At 38.4% G+C, this 15903-nt stretch carries 11 protein-coding genes and 8 pseudogenes; 14 read left to right on the top strand and 5 right to left on the bottom strand.

Annotation, left to right across the window (positions count from 1 at the left end; translation table 11 throughout):
• The first annotated feature begins 226 nt into the window (after window positions 1-226).
• Together BUB71_RS18275 and BUB71_RS18270 are read left to right on the top strand one after the other, a co-directional pair.
• On the top strand, window positions 227-955 hold the full coding sequence (locus BUB71_RS18275; protein ID WP_073158555.1) for a hypothetical protein: 729 nt from the start codon (window positions 227-229) through the stop codon (window positions 953-955).
• Between the two features lie 240 nt (window positions 956-1195).
• On the top strand, window positions 1196-2692 hold the full coding sequence (locus BUB71_RS18270) for a coproporphyrinogen III oxidase (RefSeq protein WP_084731813.1): 1497 nt from the start codon (window positions 1196-1198) through the stop codon (window positions 2690-2692).
• Between the two features lie 951 nt (window positions 2693-3643).
• Here BUB71_RS18270 and BUB71_RS18260 read toward each other — a convergent pair.
• Together BUB71_RS18260 and BUB71_RS18255 are read right to left on the bottom strand one after the other, a co-directional pair.
• A complete protein-coding gene (locus tag BUB71_RS18260) occupies window positions 3644-4102 on the bottom strand; it encodes a transposase (RefSeq protein WP_073158552.1) in 459 nt (152 codons plus the stop codon).
• Window positions 4103-4386: 284 nt separating this feature from the next.
• Window positions 4387-4575, bottom strand: a pseudogene (locus BUB71_RS18255) (recombinase family protein); the annotation flags it as partial.
• A gap of 286 nt (window positions 4576-4861) precedes the next feature.
• On the opposite strand from BUB71_RS18255, the gene BUB71_RS18250 reads away from it, so the two are divergent.
• Entirely contained in the window at window positions 4862-5731 is an 870-nt protein-coding gene (locus BUB71_RS18250; RefSeq protein WP_073158551.1) for a hypothetical protein, read from the top strand.
• A gap of 351 nt (window positions 5732-6082) precedes the next feature.
• Here the strand turns inward: BUB71_RS18250 and BUB71_RS18245 are convergent, their stop codons facing one another.
• Window positions 6083-6796: a DUF4179 domain-containing protein gene (locus tag BUB71_RS18245; protein WP_139279193.1), complete on the bottom strand. Its 714-nt coding sequence runs from the start codon at window positions 6794-6796 to the stop codon at window positions 6083-6085.
• 84 nt (window positions 6797-6880) lie between these two features.
• Here BUB71_RS18245 and BUB71_RS20460 point away from each other — a divergent pair.
• From BUB71_RS20460 to BUB71_RS18215, 6 genes and pseudogenes are all read left to right on the top strand, one after another.
• Window positions 6881-7289: pseudogene (locus BUB71_RS20460) on the top strand (coproporphyrinogen III oxidase); the annotation flags it as partial.
• A 267-nt stretch (window positions 7290-7556) separates the two neighbouring features.
• Window positions 7557-7652 (top strand): annotated as a pseudogene (locus BUB71_RS20455) (DUF255 domain-containing protein); the annotation flags it as partial.
• A gap of 186 nt (window positions 7653-7838) precedes the next feature.
• Window positions 7839-8573, top strand: a pseudogene (locus tag BUB71_RS18230) (class I SAM-dependent methyltransferase).
• Complete coding sequence (locus tag BUB71_RS18225) at window positions 8566-8826, top strand: hypothetical protein (RefSeq protein WP_139279192.1); 261 nt, start codon at window positions 8566-8568, stop codon at window positions 8824-8826. The pseudogene BUB71_RS18230 and the gene BUB71_RS18225 overlap by 8 nt, the downstream one beginning before the upstream one ends.
• Before the next feature lie 20 nt (window positions 8827-8846).
• Window positions 8847-9671 carry a hypothetical protein gene (locus BUB71_RS18220; RefSeq protein WP_073158546.1) on the top strand — a complete coding sequence of 275 codons (825 nt, stop codon included), beginning with the start codon at window positions 8847-8849 and terminating at the stop codon, window positions 9669-9671.
• A pseudogene (locus BUB71_RS18215) lies at window positions 9667-9965 on the top strand (LysE family translocator); the annotation flags it as partial. The gene BUB71_RS18220 and the pseudogene BUB71_RS18215, both read left to right, overlap by 5 nt.
• A 1429-nt stretch (window positions 9966-11394) precedes the next feature.
• On the opposite strand, the gene BUB71_RS18210 reads toward BUB71_RS18215, so the two are convergent.
• On the bottom strand, window positions 11395-12327 hold the full coding sequence (locus BUB71_RS18210) for a bifunctional helix-turn-helix transcriptional regulator/GNAT family N-acetyltransferase (RefSeq protein WP_073158544.1): 933 nt from the start codon (window positions 12325-12327) through the stop codon (window positions 11395-11397).
• A 96-nt stretch (window positions 12328-12423) separates the two neighbouring features.
• Here BUB71_RS18210 and BUB71_RS20485 point away from each other — a divergent pair.
• From BUB71_RS20485 to BUB71_RS18200, 4 genes and pseudogenes are all read left to right on the top strand, one after another.
• Window positions 12424-12603, top strand: a pseudogene (locus BUB71_RS20485) (YhjD family protein); the annotation flags it as partial.
• Window positions 12604-12719: 116 nt separating this feature from the next.
• Entirely contained in the window at window positions 12720-13247 is a 528-nt protein-coding gene (locus tag BUB71_RS18205; RefSeq protein ID WP_073158542.1) for a hypothetical protein, read from the top strand.
• 103 nt (window positions 13248-13350) lie between these two features.
• Window positions 13351-13555 (top strand): annotated as a pseudogene (locus tag BUB71_RS19815) (helix-turn-helix domain-containing protein); the annotation flags it as partial.
• A 170-nt stretch (window positions 13556-13725) separates the two neighbouring features.
• Window positions 13726-14493 (top strand): GNAT family N-acetyltransferase, encoded by a 768-nt coding sequence (locus BUB71_RS18200; RefSeq protein WP_073158540.1) that lies wholly within the window; start codon window positions 13726-13728, stop codon window positions 14491-14493.
• Window positions 14494-14671: 178 nt separating this feature from the next.
• Here the strand turns inward: BUB71_RS18200 and BUB71_RS18195 are convergent, their stop codons facing one another.
• Window positions 14672-15202 (bottom strand): dihydrofolate reductase family protein, encoded by a 531-nt coding sequence (locus tag BUB71_RS18195; protein WP_073158537.1) that lies wholly within the window; start codon window positions 15200-15202, stop codon window positions 14672-14674.
• A gap of 274 nt (window positions 15203-15476) precedes the next feature.
• Between BUB71_RS18195 and BUB71_RS18190 the strand changes: the two are divergent.
• A pseudogene (locus BUB71_RS18190) lies at window positions 15477-15773 on the top strand (Type 1 glutamine amidotransferase-like domain-containing protein); the annotation flags it as partial.
• Between the last annotated feature and the right edge of the window lie 130 nt (window positions 15774-15903).

Below are 15903 nucleotides of genomic sequence, written 5' to 3'. Positions count from 1 at the left end.
TCGATTAATGAATAAGTGGATGGACATTTCCACTCGAAAAGCACCTTGGAACCGCTAACCCTTTGGGTTTAGCGATTAATTATGCAACAACCTCTGTTATATTTTAAATGCCTTGTCTGACAGCTTGTAGGCAGGATGTTTTGTTATTTCTGGAATTAGGCAATTGGTTTTCTAAATAAGCTGATGTAAACTAGCGTAGTGAACCTTACAACACAGGAGGAAAAAGATGAGTAATTGGTATGTAATGGGTCTTGATTCCATTTTTCATAGAGATGTTGAGCTAATCTTACGTTTGTTTTTTGCACAAGCAAAAGTGTTACATACAAGCGAGGATGCAATCGGAAAACTAGTATTTCATTTAAAGTTTGATCACGACCAAGTAGTGGTCAAAGTGGACTGTAGTTTGCTAGAACAGTCATTGAAAAGCATTGGAGAGGCCAAAGGAGTCATCCTCAATCATCAATCTGAAAAAGAGCAGCGTAAACAATTAAAACAAGTCATCAACCATGCTTTATTACAGGCTCTAGAGAAGATTACTTCAATTCAGCAGCCTTGGGGGATTTTAACAGGCGTTCGACCAACTAAATTGTATCATCGCTTATTACAGAAAGATTTAGATGATTCCACAATCAAGGAGCGATTAGCAAAGGATTATCGTATTCTACCTGAGAAAATGTCATTATTGCAGGAAATCGTGACACGGCAGCATGCAGCATTGCCTGATTTATATCAGTTGCGAAATGAAGTAAGTCTTTATATTGGAATTCCATTTTGTCCAACGAAATGTGCTTATTGTACATTCCCAGCGTATTCCATTCGAGGGCGAAATGGCTCTGTTGAGGCATTTTTAGAAGGGCTACATCAAGAAATTCGAGCAATAGGGAAATGGTTAACCGATCATCAGTGCAAAGTGACCACTTTGTATTTTGGCGGTGGAACACCAACGTGGACTTAAAAGTAATTAATAAATTGATTGATGTGAGTAGGCTGACAAAAACCTTCCCTAAACCGATTGATAATAAACTATTGAGATTGCTTAGTTAGTTTAGAAGACTAGGATAAATAAGGAAAACAAAACGACCACCAAAGAAGGTGGTCGTTGTTGACAAGCTTTTTTTGTCATAGCAGTATTAAGAAGATAAAAAATGACCAGTGACTGTTGTCATCGGTGAATAAGAATAAACGGAGGCATATGATGGGTAATTGGCAAGTAACAGGACTTGATCCGAATTATAATCGAGATGTAGAGTTAATCTTGCAGCTTTTTATGCAAAGTAAGGTTGTAACGAAAAGTGATGATATCGAGGGTCGATTAGAATTTCAACTTTCCTACGAGGGTTCGACTATTCAAGTAAATGTGCGTGTGCTTGGACAAACGCAACCGCTTCAAGGAACAGGAATATATACGCATGTACTTACTTCACAACTATCTGAAAAGGAACAACGAAAACAAATCAAACAGGCAATCAGCCATGCATTACTGCAAGCATTAGAAAAGCTGACCTCAGTTCAACAGCCGTGGGGAATTTTGACAGGTGTAAGACCAACAAAGTTATATCATCGCTTGTTATTGGAAGGACGAACAGATGCAGAAACAAGGCATCATTTGACAGAAAAGTATCGTTTAGTACCGGAGAAAACCTCTTTATTGCAAGAGATTGTTGCTCGTCAACGGGCTGCACTACCCGATTTGTACGATCTGCGTCGTGAGGTTAGTTTATACATAGGTATTCCATTTTGCCCAACCAAGTGTGCTTATTGTACGTTTCCAGCCTATGCCATTCAAGGGAGAAACGGTTCGGTTGAGGCATTTTTAGAAGGACTACATCAAGAAGTTCGAGTGATAGGGAAATGGTTAACCGATCATCATTGCAAAGTGACTACTTTATACGTTGGCGGTGGAACGCCCACCTCTCTTGAGTCTGATCAACTGGATGCGTTGTTTACAACACTAACTGAAACGATTCCCGATTACGATCAAATTCGTGAAGTAACTGTGGAAGCAGGTCGTCCTGACACATTAGAAGCTGCTAAACTCGATGTATTGCGGAAATGGAAAGTAGATCGTATCAGTATCAATCCACAGAGTTTTCGCGATGAGACATTGCGTTCAATTGGTCGTCATCATACGGTAGCTGAGACTTTGGATGCATATGAACGTGCACGTGAGATGGGTTTTGATAACATCAATATGGATTTGATTATTGGTCTACCAGATGAAGATTTAACCATCTTTGAAGAGTCATTACAGGTGATCGAACGACTACGTCCAGAGTCATTAACGGTACATACACTTTCCTTTAAACGAGGTTCTACAATGACGCAAAAAAGAGGTGATTATCAAGTTGCTGAGCGTGATGAAATTGCTCAGATGGTGAAGCGTGCGCGGGAGTGGACAGCAGAACAAGCATACTTCCCTTATTATCTATATCGACAAAAGAATATTTTAGGAAATCAAGAAAATGTTGGTTACTCTATAGAAGGAAAAGAAAGTTTGTACAATATTATTATTATGGAGGAACTACAAACGATTATTGGGCTTGGTTGTGGTGCAGTCAGTAAATTAGTTTCACCCTACCATCGTAAAATTGATCGTTATGCCAATCCAAAGGAGCCCCAAGCATATATTGATACTTATCAAACACATATTCAAGGTAAGCTAGCAGTATTAGATCAACTATTTGATTTATAAAAGCACCATTAAGTAATACACCCATTAGGAAGATGATTTCCTCACATTAGTCAGTTCTCTCTACTAACTAACGTGAGGGGATATTGTGGTTACTACAAGTCTAGAAAGAGACATCATGAGGAGTTTGATTGATTTTATAGCATAGGGACTATATTCATGTTCCTATGCTATATAAACATGATAAGGAGATTGATTGAATTGTATAGTATGGGGATTTTGAACATTTCTTCGTTTGTTACTGTTTTTTCAGTTAGTGCCCTGATTGCTAATATTTTTGTAACCTTCAGCTTTTTTTTCCTTATGTTATTGGGATCACTTATTGAGGGAGCTATCTTCTATTTAAAATGAGGCTTGAAGGAGATAAAAAGTTGGTGATTGGAAAGCTGGCAGCATCATTTTTAGCATCGTTTATTGTGGCATTATGTATACCTCTGATCTTTCAAAAGGATCATTCGATGTATTTTCCAGAAGTGAGTATCATTTTCATGTGGATGTTATTTGCCTCATCGTTTATTGTGATCTATTCTTTAGTAGTTGATAAAATGGCGAATTTCATCCTGGAAAATAAAAATAAAATTTGGTTTAGGTGGATATTTCATTTGTCAGTTGTATTAGTTATATATATCCTTTCTGTGGGAGTTAAGAGGATACTAGGAAATTATGAAATACAATTTTCTAGTTTTTCCGCAAAATGGACTTTATTATCTAACTTTATATTATTTGGAGTTATGGATGATATTTTTATTAAAATGAATTGGGTTAACAGATTTCGTACAAGAATAATTGTCCTGGGCATCTTGTTTCCAGTAGTATTGTGGTTCTGTTCGTTAATAGTAAATCTCTAATATAATGAAATTTCTTAAAAAATAAATTGTATCATGAAGAATGAGAGTTGAATAAATATCAATTCTTTTCCAGACTATTATAGAAAAAGCACTTCTGAAAATCTAGTTAGAGGTGCTTTTTCTTAAGTATTAGAGCTTGTGATATAATCACAAGCTCATAGGAAAGTCCCCTTGTGTTTTCTACGATACTAAATGCCTTGGACTCTTTCCCCAATTTGGATATGCCAATCTTGTCTCCGCCACGCTTTGCTGGTACAAAGCTAGCATCTAAATGAACCAAATCGAGGGTGATTTCCTCTTTCGCGTACAGATCACTCATTAAATATCTCCAAATCCGATCCCAAATCTTGAGTTTGCTATATTCATGATGCCTGCGCCAGCAGGTAACGTATGATCCGTATTTTTTGGGCATATCCGCCCAAGCACATCCTGTTTTTAATACATAGATGATTCCATCCAATGTTGTTCGTAGGTTTGCAAGCGGCCGACCGCGACCACTTCTACGTTTCGGAAGGTAAGGTTGCAATTTTCTCCACTGTTTGTCTGTTATCTCATGTCTGCTCATACTGCTGAGCTTACAGATTGTATATGATTTTTCAACCATTTATTCTTATGCATCGATTTGAATCTTTATGTTTTTTGAAATGACTTCTAATCATTCGACTTCGCCTTTCACAAATTCTTTTGCGAATTCAGGGAATAGTCGACCTATTAGTTGGGGAGATATTATCATTTAGTAACTATAGGGGGGGTTATTCTTTGGAGGTGGTTCTTTAAATAGGGAGATGAACAAGTCGCTTCTAGATTTTCAGAAGTGGCTTTTCTTGATCAAGGATTTGGAATGGTGGTTAACCTCCAAACCATCAGAGTGTCTCCAGAGCGAACATATTGGAGAGCTTCCTCCAGTCCTTTTCTCTTGTCTGTTACACCACTAAATTTATCTTGAAAAATCTGCTCACAACCATTCCCCTTTAGAGCATCGATCTGAAGGTCAAGATTTTGATCTACAGTAGAAACACGAGCATAACCTACTTTCATTTCGCTTAATCTCCTAGTGTAAGATAACTTGATGTGCAATATTAAACTGAATATACATAATTTTACATGATTTTCGAACAGAAAGAAAGAGGGATTTCGTTGATCTTCAGTTGAACGTTTACAGAAAGATAGGACTTTTTGTATTTCTCTATTGACTTATTTTAAATAAGATGGCTTTCTATAGATAGAGTAACAAACTGAATATGCCTATCTTTTGAGGAGTCTGGAAGAACAAAAGAATCTTCCCCTCAGTAGGTGTGGCAACAGATCAAGAAGGAGCTTCATCATGGCCACGATCAATATCGCCGATCTCAACAAGGCTGCTGTGCTGGCTGCACTGTACAACAACGCGAAGCCGCAGGGGAAGAGCTGGCTCTGGTATCGTATGACCATCAAGCAGGCACAAGCCCTCCTTGTCACCCACGTCGATTTCAAGTTCGATGGCGTCAACAACCGCGTTCTGAAGGTCGACCTGAGTGGTGAGGAGTTCGACTCCTCGCTGTATGACCTCCACAACGGTACGGGCAAGGCTGAGCGTACCGTGAATCATCTGCGAGAGACTGGTTTCGTCGAATGTTCCAACATCGATATCGCTGATCTCGACAAAGCTGCTGTGCTGGCCGCGCTGTTCAACGGAGCGAAGCCGCAAGGGAATGGGGGCAATTACCTCCGGTGGATGTCCACCAAGAAAGCACGATCCTTCCAGGTCAGAACCTACAAGTTCGGCTGCGAAAGCGACCGCATTCTGAAGGTTGACCTGAGTGGTGAGGAGTTCGACTCCTCGCTATATGACCGCCACAACGGCGAAGGTATGGCTGATCGTGTCGTGAACCGTCTGCGTGCGGGCTACATTGACATCTCTGGTCTCGACAAGGCTGCTGTGCTGGCCGCGTTGTACTGCAACGCGAAGTCGCTCAGGATGCCCCGCAAAGTATACGTACCCTACTCAGGCCGTATCTTCATAACCATCGAGCAGGCGCAATCTTACTTGGACGGAGGACTCACTTTCGATACAATCGAAGACCACGTTCTGCGCATCGACCTGAGTGGTGAGGAGTTCAACCCTTCGAGGTACGACCGGTTCAATGGTGCAGGCAAAGCTCAGCGTGTCATAGAGCATCTGCGAATGACTGGCTCGATCTCCCTTCTTACCTGAGGTCTTAGAACCAACCCAAAGAGCAGGGGCACGTGTCAAATAATGAGACATGGGGCCCCTTGCTCTTTGGGCATAAATTAGTTTACATTTTTTCTGTCTATCGTACGCTTTTTGGAGTTTCCCCATTTATGTAAGCCTTATGATACCATAACAGGAACATCAAAATGAAGCTCAGGAGGTTTCCGATTCAGATCTAATTGATACTTACCAAATCGATTTATATGAGCTGTAATCTTAGTGCTCAAATTACCTAATAGCTTCTTATTCTTTTTCTCACGACCTACTTGGAGGGGTGTCGACAGTCTGAATCTAAGAGCCCAAAAAGCTCTTAGATTAGCGTTTCATCTATATTTATTTGATTTGGTGTTTCCAATTCATGGGATAGAATTCATTCACTGCTATCATTTTTAAAATAAGTGGTTCTGAATCGTGTATTCCTTGAATTGATAAATCTTCAGAAAAAAGCACTTGTTTCCCTTTAACATCTTTTTTATTTTCGGAACTATGTCCTGTGATCTCCAATACTTGACCCTTTTGATTCTGAGCAAGCCAACCATAACTGTTAATATTTTTTTGACGTTTACCTGTGATTTTAATCATGGTCATTCCGTCAGATTGCTTGATACTATTTGTATCTGTAAGATAGATAGGGTCGTTTTTATTAGATACCTTCAAACTTGGATTGATCAATTCCCCATCTTCTTTTGTAATTTTATAGCTAAGTGAGACTCTTGAGAGATCAGCAACCACTTCACTTACTTTAATCGTAATGCCCTGATCCTTTGCCTGTCGATCTTTAGAAGTACTATGTCCTTTTTTCAACGCATGTTTTAGTCCATCATCATCACTTTCCATAAAAATACTCTGCATCAATGAGGTAAAAGATGGATAAATATAGACTTTACATGAGAATGCAACAACGATAGATGCAGCTACTATCAAAAGTGGTTTATACAATCTCTTTTTTTCCTGAATGGATACATTTGTCTTTTTAAACTTAGTCATTCTTTCGGTTAAACGGTCATCCAGTTCTTTGGGAATTTCAATCTTCATTTGTTTTTTCAATTGCTCTTGTTGGTTTAAATCAATTCAAAATCATCTTCCCTGAATTTACCTATCTTTACCTCTCTTGTACCTCTAATTTCGACTTCCTTTAAACGAGGTTCTACCATGACTCAAAAAAGAGGATTATCAAGTTGCTGAACGTGATGAAATTGCTCAGATGGTGAAGCGTGCGTGAGAGTGGACAGCAGAACAAGCATACTTCCCTTATTATCTCTATCGGCAAAAGAATATTTTAGGAAATCAAGAAAATGTTGGTTACTCTTTAGAAGGAAAAGAAAGTTTGTACAATATTATTATTATGGAGGAACTACAAACAATTATTGGGCTTGGCTGTGGTGCAGTCAGTAAATTAGTTTCACCCTACCATCATAAAATTGATCGTTATGCCAACCCAAAGGAGCCCCAAGCATACATTGATACTTATCAAACACATATTCAAGGTAAGTTATCGGCGTTAGATCAATTATTTGATATTAAAAGCACCATTAAGTAATACACTCATTAGGAAGATGATTTCCTCACGTTAGTTAGTTCTCTCTACTAACTAACGTGAGGGGATATTATGGTTACTATAAGTCTAGAAAGAAACATCATGATGATAGGGATGATCGATTTGAATTTTGTTTATCAAATTTTAGTTGCTCTTAAGTAACTTTTGAATCGCTTATTACTTTGCATTCCATTCATAAATTGGAGGAATCTGATTGAAATCTGAACATCGCAAATCAAATCGCTTGATTGATGAAAGTCACCCTATCTCTTGCAGCATGTCTATAATTCAGTTGATTGGTCTCCATGGGATGAGGAAGCATTTGTAAAAGCAAAAAAAGAAAACAAACCAATTTTTCCGTCAATTAGATAACTCCTGCCATTGGTGTCATGTTATACGTTGACATAGAAAACTGTTACAGTTTCCCCCTTTATGAATGACTCTTTAGTTCCATAATATAAATGAACCAGCCACTGCAAAGAGAAACGAGGCTGTTTTATTGTTCAATTCATTAATTATGATAATGCTAATTTTTTCGCCGCCTATCAAGAAATGCCTCGTTCGAAACAGGGATTAGAAGCTGCTAGAGAATGGCATGTTTTTTGTTCACTTTTGCCCGATTTAGCTTATAAGCAGATTCTTGATTTAGGTTGTGGATTAGGCTGTCACTGTCGTTATGCACGTGAGCAAGGGGCGCGTTCAGTGATTTGGTGTTGATCTGTCAGAAAATATGCTAAAGAAAGCACGACAAATTGAGTTGGCTACGCCACTGTACAGGACCCCATCTGGTACCCCCCTGGATATGACGGCCGAACCAGCCATTACTTATTTGCAGATGCCGTTTGAAGATATTTCGTTTACGGAGGGGCAATTTGATGTAGTAATCAGTTCTTTGAACTTTCATTATATTCAAGCCCTTTCCGAGCTTGTACAAAGGTGTATCACTATCTTAAGACGAATGGTGTGTTTCGTTTTTCCGTGGAGCATCCGATCTTTACCGCCCGGGAAGAGTAAGACTGGTATGTAGACGAAGCTGGTAACAGACTTTATTGACCTGTTGATCATTATCAATCGGAAGGAGTTCGCAAAGCATATTTCCTGATTGAAGATGTAATCAAGTATCATTGGACTTTTTCTACCACCATCAACAATCTGATCGAAGCAGGCTTTCGCATCATGTCAGTAAAGGAACCAACACTACCTAAAGAAATGTTACAGAACCCTTGGATGAAAGGTGAACTTCGAAGGCCAATGATGTTAATTATCAAGGCAGTAAAGAGTGATTAAACATAATGGGGATAGTGCAAGGAGTAGATATGGGATTGACACATTGCGCATGGCAAGGCAATCTCTCAACACATGGTATGATTTGCTTGAAGGTTTGGGATGGAACAGCAACTCCGCTATTTTTGAAGAATTGATTTTTCGAGGGTGTTACTTTATCTCGCCATTCAGAGGTGGGGGTCGTGTTGTTCATGTTATATTGGTGCGATATATAGGAAAGCGAATTCGTTTGAAAGAGGAATTTGCTTCATCATAGAATAGGCGGAGGTTAGTTGGATGGGGAAGAAACCGAAAGCGACTGAGGGTTATACAAAGAAGTCTTGGAAGAGAATAGATAAACTAGCAGCGATTTTGTATTCTTTTGGTTTTATCATCTTTGTTTCTGGTGTACTTTGGGCTTTTATTGAGTTTTCTCTTTTTCGTTATCGGATGCCTATCGCCACTTCAATATTGATCGGTGTCGCTCTGATGGTGGGTGGATTTTTTGCTTCGCGTTGGGTTCAGCAGAATAATGGAGAACCTGTGTTGGGTCTGGTTCAAGAGGGAGAGCCGGTCTACTCATCTGGGGATAAAAAAGCAACTGTAACCGTAAAATTATATGTGGCAACACAAACTAGAGATCTAATCGAAGCAAAGTTAACACTCAAGCGTTCAAAATGGGATACCGCCCACTTTCGACCAGGAACAACATTGGCATTATTGATGGATTCGGAACAACAACTGGTATTCGATCTAACCCCTCGCTTATCAGGTGCTGAATATCAACAACTATATGAGCAAATCGCTTTTGAAACAGGCATGATGTCAGAAGAAGAGAAAGAGATTCGCCAACAAGGAATCGAAGAACAAGCTGTTGTATTAGACATCACTACTGTGGGGAGTTTAGCTGCCGATGTGGTGGATGCAGTGCTGACATTACAGGTTACTCCAGTGGATGGTCAAGCAAAAGAGATTCAAGTCTCGAAACAGCTGCCTCGAAAAAGTTTTCGAGAGATTAGAAAGGGTAGTGTTTTGATGGTGAATTATCTTTCAGAGCAGCCCGAACGATTACTAATATTGAAACATGCTGTTAACCAACCGATTCAAGTGACTTGGGATTGACCATTATGAAGTGTTTCTTCTGACTGCATATTATTAAATTTGAAGCCAGGAAAGGATACTTTTTATATCATTGGTCGCAGTGTGTCTCAAGGAAGACGATCAGGGATTGTTTCTGCATTGGGAATATCAACAGGATCGCTTGTGTACACAGTACTGGCTGCATTCGGCTTATCCGTTATTTTAGCCAAGTCGATCTTGCTATTTATCATTGTTAAAGTCATTGGAGCTATTTATCTGGTATACCTGGGAATGGAGTTATTGGTACGCAAAAGCAAGCTGACTGAAAATGTTACTATATGGTAAGAGTACAAATAATGTGGAGTAAAGTTTTACATTGACATAGAAGACTGTTACAGTTTCCCCTTTATGAATGACTCCTTAGTTCCATAAAAATAGATGGACTAGCTGTCGCGAATGCTAAAAAGAGATAGCCCACATGTCGAGTTTACGACACAGGGGGCTATCTCTTTGGTTCGGTCCTCGGGTGCTCACATCGATCCGTCGGTGGTCGTGCTTGAACTTCTTGGTCAGGTCTCCGAAGTACTCTTCCAGCCTGGGAAGGTTGTTCGCCAGGTAGTCGGTGGCGCCTGGGAATCCAGACTGCCGACGCTCAGGGTCTAGATCCAGTAATTGCGAGAAGGGTGGAGCTCTTATCTGAGAGGAAATTCTTTGCAATGATAGAGTAATTAGATTCTTCCCGGATTATGTAATAATGTGTTTTTCTGTGGAAAAATTTCCGAGAGTCTTCAATAGAGGATTACATCAGTGGTTGTATGTAAAAACCCGTATTACATACACAAATGGGAATTTACGTCTTAATCAATTAACTAAATTTGCAAGGAAAAGTGTCAAAAAGGTTAGTCCAACCCTTACCAGACTACTTAAACTTAACGGTTGGGATTCTCCAGAAGTGTATGAGCGACTATTGTATGATTTTGTAAATCGTCTACAAGACGAAACTCAGGTGAGGAAATGCATTATTTTGTCCTCTGTTGTATCATCCAGAATGCGCAGGTGCATGAAATGGTAGCTGAAAAGATCGCTTTGAATATTATGAATGATATTCAATCAAACGAATCTCATTAAGCAAGATACTGTCGATTGTTAAAATTACAATTAGACTTGGCATAGATCATCGTCAAGCGGTTTCTGGGATTGCCGAACATTATTGTCCTGGTGGTTGAAAATAATTTGCGTGGCAAATTTTAAACCTGTATTTCTTCGAAGTGAAGAATCACAAGTAATGATATTAGCAGCGAATGACGAACCTGTAGGTTTGTCTATTGTATCACTCCGAAAGTCCTAATGGAGCACTAGTAAAGTTTAAAGTGAGATAAAGTTATAATTCCTTATCCAGAGTGGATAGGGCATTATGATCTTTCACTATTTAATCATGTGGACCTATTTGTACTATTTAGGTCGCCCATTCGCGGTGGGCGACGGTTACCAGCAACGCTGGAAAATTGAACGTTGTTTTGCTTGGATGGATAATAATCGTAGATTGGTTGTCCGAACGAGCACCACATTCAACATTATAAGGTGATTTGTCTGATTTCTCTAATTCTATTATGTTTGAATCGGCTTTTGAAATAGCTTCTAGAAAACCAGTGCAAATCTCTTGTGTCTGATTTGTGCATTCTTCACCAAAGTGCGGCTTAAAATTATTTTCGGATTGGTTAATTTTTCCTTTTTAAAATTCAACTCAATAAAAAGTGAAGTGAATTTAATCAAGTGATAGTTCCCAAGTCTCACCAATTAATTGAGGCCCAAAATTCTGATGTTCCTTTTTATCTACACATTGAAAACCTAAAGATTTATAAATGTTTCGAGCGGATAGCAACACGTTGTTTGTCCAAAGTACCAATTTCTTATAATCCCTTTTCTTAGCAAAACGGATGCTCTCTGATACTAAACGCGTTCCCAATCCCAGACCACGTGCTTTTGGCTCAACAAGTAACATACGAAGCCGAGCAATTTCTTCGTTTTCTTGAGTAACTAATATAGAACCGACATTTTTGTTATCCATTTCAGCAATCCAACATTTTTCCTTTTCTGGGTTAAAATTCTTCACAAACTTAGCCAGTATTTCGGCAACCATCGCCTCAAAATGTTCATTCCAACCATATTCCCTCGCATATAGGCAAGCATGACGATATGTAATCCAACCTATATCACCTGGTTCATGTGAACGAAGGATAAATACTTCACTTTTTTTCTGATCTTGTTTCATAATATTTTCAATAGTTTTCATAGCGCTGCAAAGACGTTCTTGATCTTCCTCTGATATATGGGATAACATTTCAATGATTTCATTCTGGGAACGTTGGTTTAATCGTTTGGCAGCTTCCAACCCTTCAGAAGTAAGTTTTAAAAGTCGATGTCGACCATCAACTTTTGACTGGGTCTTTGTAACAATCCCATTGCTCTCTAGACTTTTTATCAATCGACTCAGATATCCGCGATCTAACCCTAACCATTCAATCAATTCAGAACTCGTTATTTCTTGATGATTAGCTAACTCAAAGATCAATCGAGCTTCCGTTAGGGTAAAAGTAGTTTGTAACAAACCTTCATTTAAAACACCAATTTGTTTGGTTATAAAACGATTAAAATGACGAATTATGTGAATTCGTTCTTCTAAAGTTGAAATTGACATAAAAATCTCCTTTTTAATTGCCATTATCCAACAAATAATTGCTTTAGTCAACTAACAAACCCAACTTTGCCTGAATAACTTAGTGTCTATAATAAGTTAATTGATAAAGTAATTCTTAAAATATCGAAAGATCACTATGGATTAAAAAGGCAACTAGTTTCTCATAAAGCAAAAATTGTTTTAGAGGAACAAGAAGATAAGAAAAGATTCGTGAAATATCAGCATAATAAGTACACATTTGAAGTTGAGTTCTTTAACCACAATATCAAAATATAGTGTCAGAATATTTCGCTGTCATATTTAGAATTATAAACTAGCGATGCACCATATTTTGAAATTGTACAAAAGAAAGTCAAAGTGTTTCCTCAATTTTTGATAAGGTGTATTTGAAGGTGCTTCTTACATTAGCATTATCTCCAACTTCACTAAAGCTCGATGCAATTGCTGATCTATCTGGTATACAAGAAGAAAAAGTTATATTCACTTTGTATGATGTTGGAGATTTTTTTCATGTTATACGTGATAAAACAGACAATTTCTTTTCGATCTTACATATCAAATTCATTGAGTATTTGTTGTTAAATTATCAAAATGAAGCACAGGTTCTCTTGACTGATATCGCTCACTTTTTTTCAAATGAACCAAGTATCATTACTTGGTTAATCGAGCGTAACAAAAAACTACAATCGTTTGCTGCTACCCGACTAAGTATTTATTTGTCAGAGATTCTAGTGAATCTTATTCCGAAAGGAACAAAAGATTGGTTAGATGGGATGTATAGTTACATTGATATGATTCGTATTACAGGTGACTATTATAAAGCTGCACAAATGTATCATAAACTTGCAGAAGAGTTGATACATTCTTATGGGTATAACCGCATTAAACCAGAAACTGAAAGGTCATTCAAAGAGTCGTAGTTTACAGTGTCTTTGAGTGTGGCGTAGTCGAGCTACCACCAACGACTATTAAAAGGCGGATAACTAGAACAGAGAAGACTAGTAAAGAAGAGTCACAGGACACGGCGACATTATTTATGTTACAGACTTAACTCGAATCACTCGAAGTACGCAGGATTTATTTGAATTGATTGGTTTAATACATCATTTAGGAATGAATGATGCAGTAAAGCTATATAAAGAAGGAAATATGATCGAAATCAAATTTGTGAAATTACAAATGTGTCTAGAGCATCATATATAGAAAGCTATCAGCAGGTAAAAAATAGTCCTACCTTATTCGATTAAAGGGTCATAGTGGAGTGAGTGAATCAAAGCCATGTTTTATTTTTTTCTGGAAATTATGGTAGGATATAAAAGTTGTGAACACCGCTTATTTATAAATTTGTAGAACTAAAATAAAGTTAGTGCGTATTTAATCTATCTGGAAGGTGTAAAAATGATTAGTAATCAACAATTAGTTATAAACAATTTCGCGGATAAATTAAAAATCTTTACAAATGCGGTTCAAGGAAATTTTAATCAAGAAGAGGATTTCGTTTTGGCAAATACAGGAATACCCACCGATACATTCAATGTACTTTTACCAATGTCTGCATATATAAATAATTTAACAAAAATCAAAAAGGGAATTGAAGATTTTTCTAGTAAAAAATATCCATTTAGTACATGGATTGACGCCCGTTATTTGAACGATAGTTGGCAGAATCTTATGCGAGAATTCAACTTAGAAGAAGCAGAACGTAATGTAATGATGAAACTCGAAAATACTGTCAATGTCGATCAAATTAAATCCCAACAACTCATAATTACTCGAGTGGACACACTTGAAGAACTTATGGAATATAAAGATGTTTTAATTAGCCTATTTGAAGGTACACCTGAAAAAGATGCGTTACAATGTTTTTTCAAAAAGATTTCTGAAGTAAATTTAGGATCAGAAATTCAAATGTTTATTGGGCGTATCAATGAAGAAACTGTATCTACTGGCCTATTAATAGAAAGTAAAGATAGCTATGGTATTTATGATGTTATGACAAAAGAAATATTAAGAGGTAAAGGTTATGGAAGTGAAATGTTTCAATATATTTTGAGTCAAACAAAAGATAAACAAAAACCAGTTGTCTTACAAGCATCAGAGGACGGAAAAAATATCTATAAAAGATTCGGGTTTGTAGATGTTGGAGAGATGGTTGTATATGAATAAAAAGGTTTCTTATTAAACTGCCGCTTTAATGGAGCAACCAAAAAGCCTAGTTTCTCAATCTTATGCTAAGAAATTAGGCTTTAATATTGGAATTTCCTTAACGTTGTAAATCCGCATTTTCCTGACGCTACCCCTATTAAAGTAACGTGCCCTTTAGGATGCTGGGTCAACCGCACAACTAAGCTGGAACGTAGGTCAACCTGATCACATGCTCGCCAATTCGGTCGCTTGCCACGAGGCGCAGTGGCGGCCGCGGACCGGCGAAGAACGACTTGCCGTGACCCAAGACGACTGGATGGAGATAGAGTCGATACTCATCAACGAGACCGAGCTCTGTTAGACTATGCGCCAACTCCGGCCCGGCAACTTCAATCTCCCCTTCATACTGAGCCTTCAGCCCACTTATGGCCGCTGCAAGGTCGCCTTCGATCAAAGAAGCGTTTGGACCGACGGACTTTAACGTCCTCGAAGCCACCCACTTTGGTTTGCTTTGCCACGCCGCTGCGTATTCCCGTTCTGATGAATCCCATTCAAAATGGTCTTCGTCCCAATACCGCATAATTTCGTACATGCGGCTTCCGTACAGGATGCCTGCCAGACCGCGCACGTCGTCGATGAAATGACGAAATACCACGGGGTCGGGCTGGAATGCCATGTGGTCGACGAACCCGTCAAGAGACTGGTTCAATGCGAAAATGATCTTTGCCATACGACTGACTCACCTCCTTGGTTTTCTCGCACATTCATCATCAAGATTACACTTTCCATATGCATCCTCCTTTATGTCTACATTTTATCATCCAACAGCATGCCCAGTTTCTCATGGATTGCTAATGTTTACAGGTGTGAAAAATATGCTGCGTATCCGTAAAGTATCCACAGTGAAAGGTGCAAGCTCCTCAGTTGAAAACTAAAAATGTAAGAGAAGTAAAGCTTGACAAAAGGGGTATAATCCCCCCTTGATTTTTTAAGGAGGTTGAATAATGAGACAAATAATTGCAATGGGTGGCGGTGCCTTTTCAATGGAGGAGGAAAACCCTCTCCTTGACTTATACATATTGGCTCAATCACAAAAAGAGAAACCCCGAGTTTGTTTTGTTCCTACAGCATCAGGTGATGCAGATGGATATATTCAAAAGTTTTATCGATGTTTTGCGAAGTTCGAATGTGACACTTCTCATCTATCGGTTTTTAAAGCTCCAGTAGACTTGGAAGGGTTCATGTCTGAACAAGATATTTTTTATGTTGGGGGAGGCAATACCCGAAATTTATTGATTCTGTCAAACAGCTTCAATGTTCTAAGGATTTCTTTAAGTATTAATCTGTGTGCAACATCAAATCATACTTATCTTGAAAATGAATAGAGGAAGAACAATCCATAACTCTATTTAAACACAAATTCATTTTCGC

This window comes from Seinonella peptonophila, assembly GCF_900129355.1.
Lineage (GTDB): Bacteria > Bacillota > Bacilli > Thermoactinomycetales > Thermoactinomycetaceae > Seinonella > Seinonella peptonophila.
This window is presented reverse-complemented; position numbering and strand designations above follow the sequence as displayed.

Bases quoted from the DNA above. Each gene is read 5' to 3' on its own strand.
- BUB71_RS18270 (WP_084731813.1), top strand. From the start codon at position 1,196: ATGGGTAATTGGCAAGTAACAGGACTTGATCCGAATTATAATCGAGAT.
- BUB71_RS18210 (WP_073158544.1), bottom strand. From the start codon at position 12,327: ATGTCAATTTCAACTTTAGAAGAACGAATTCACATAATTCGTCATTTT.
- BUB71_RS18220 (WP_073158546.1), top strand. From the start codon at position 8,847: ATGGGGAAGAAACCGAAAGCGACTGAGGGTTATACAAAGAAGTCTTGG.
- BUB71_RS18275 (WP_073158555.1), top strand. From the start codon at position 227: ATGAGTAATTGGTATGTAATGGGTCTTGATTCCATTTTTCATAGAGAT.
- BUB71_RS18195 (WP_073158537.1), bottom strand. From the start codon at position 15,202: ATGGCAAAGATCATTTTCGCATTGAACCAGTCTCTTGACGGGTTCGTC.
- BUB71_RS18260 (WP_073158552.1), bottom strand. From the start codon at position 4,102: ATGAGCAGACATGAGATAACAGACAAACAGTGGAGAAAATTGCAACCT.
- BUB71_RS18200 (WP_073158540.1), top strand. From the start codon at position 13,726: ATGATTAGTAATCAACAATTAGTTATAAACAATTTCGCGGATAAATTA.
- BUB71_RS18250 (WP_073158551.1), top strand. From the start codon at position 4,862: ATGGCCACGATCAATATCGCCGATCTCAACAAGGCTGCTGTGCTGGCT.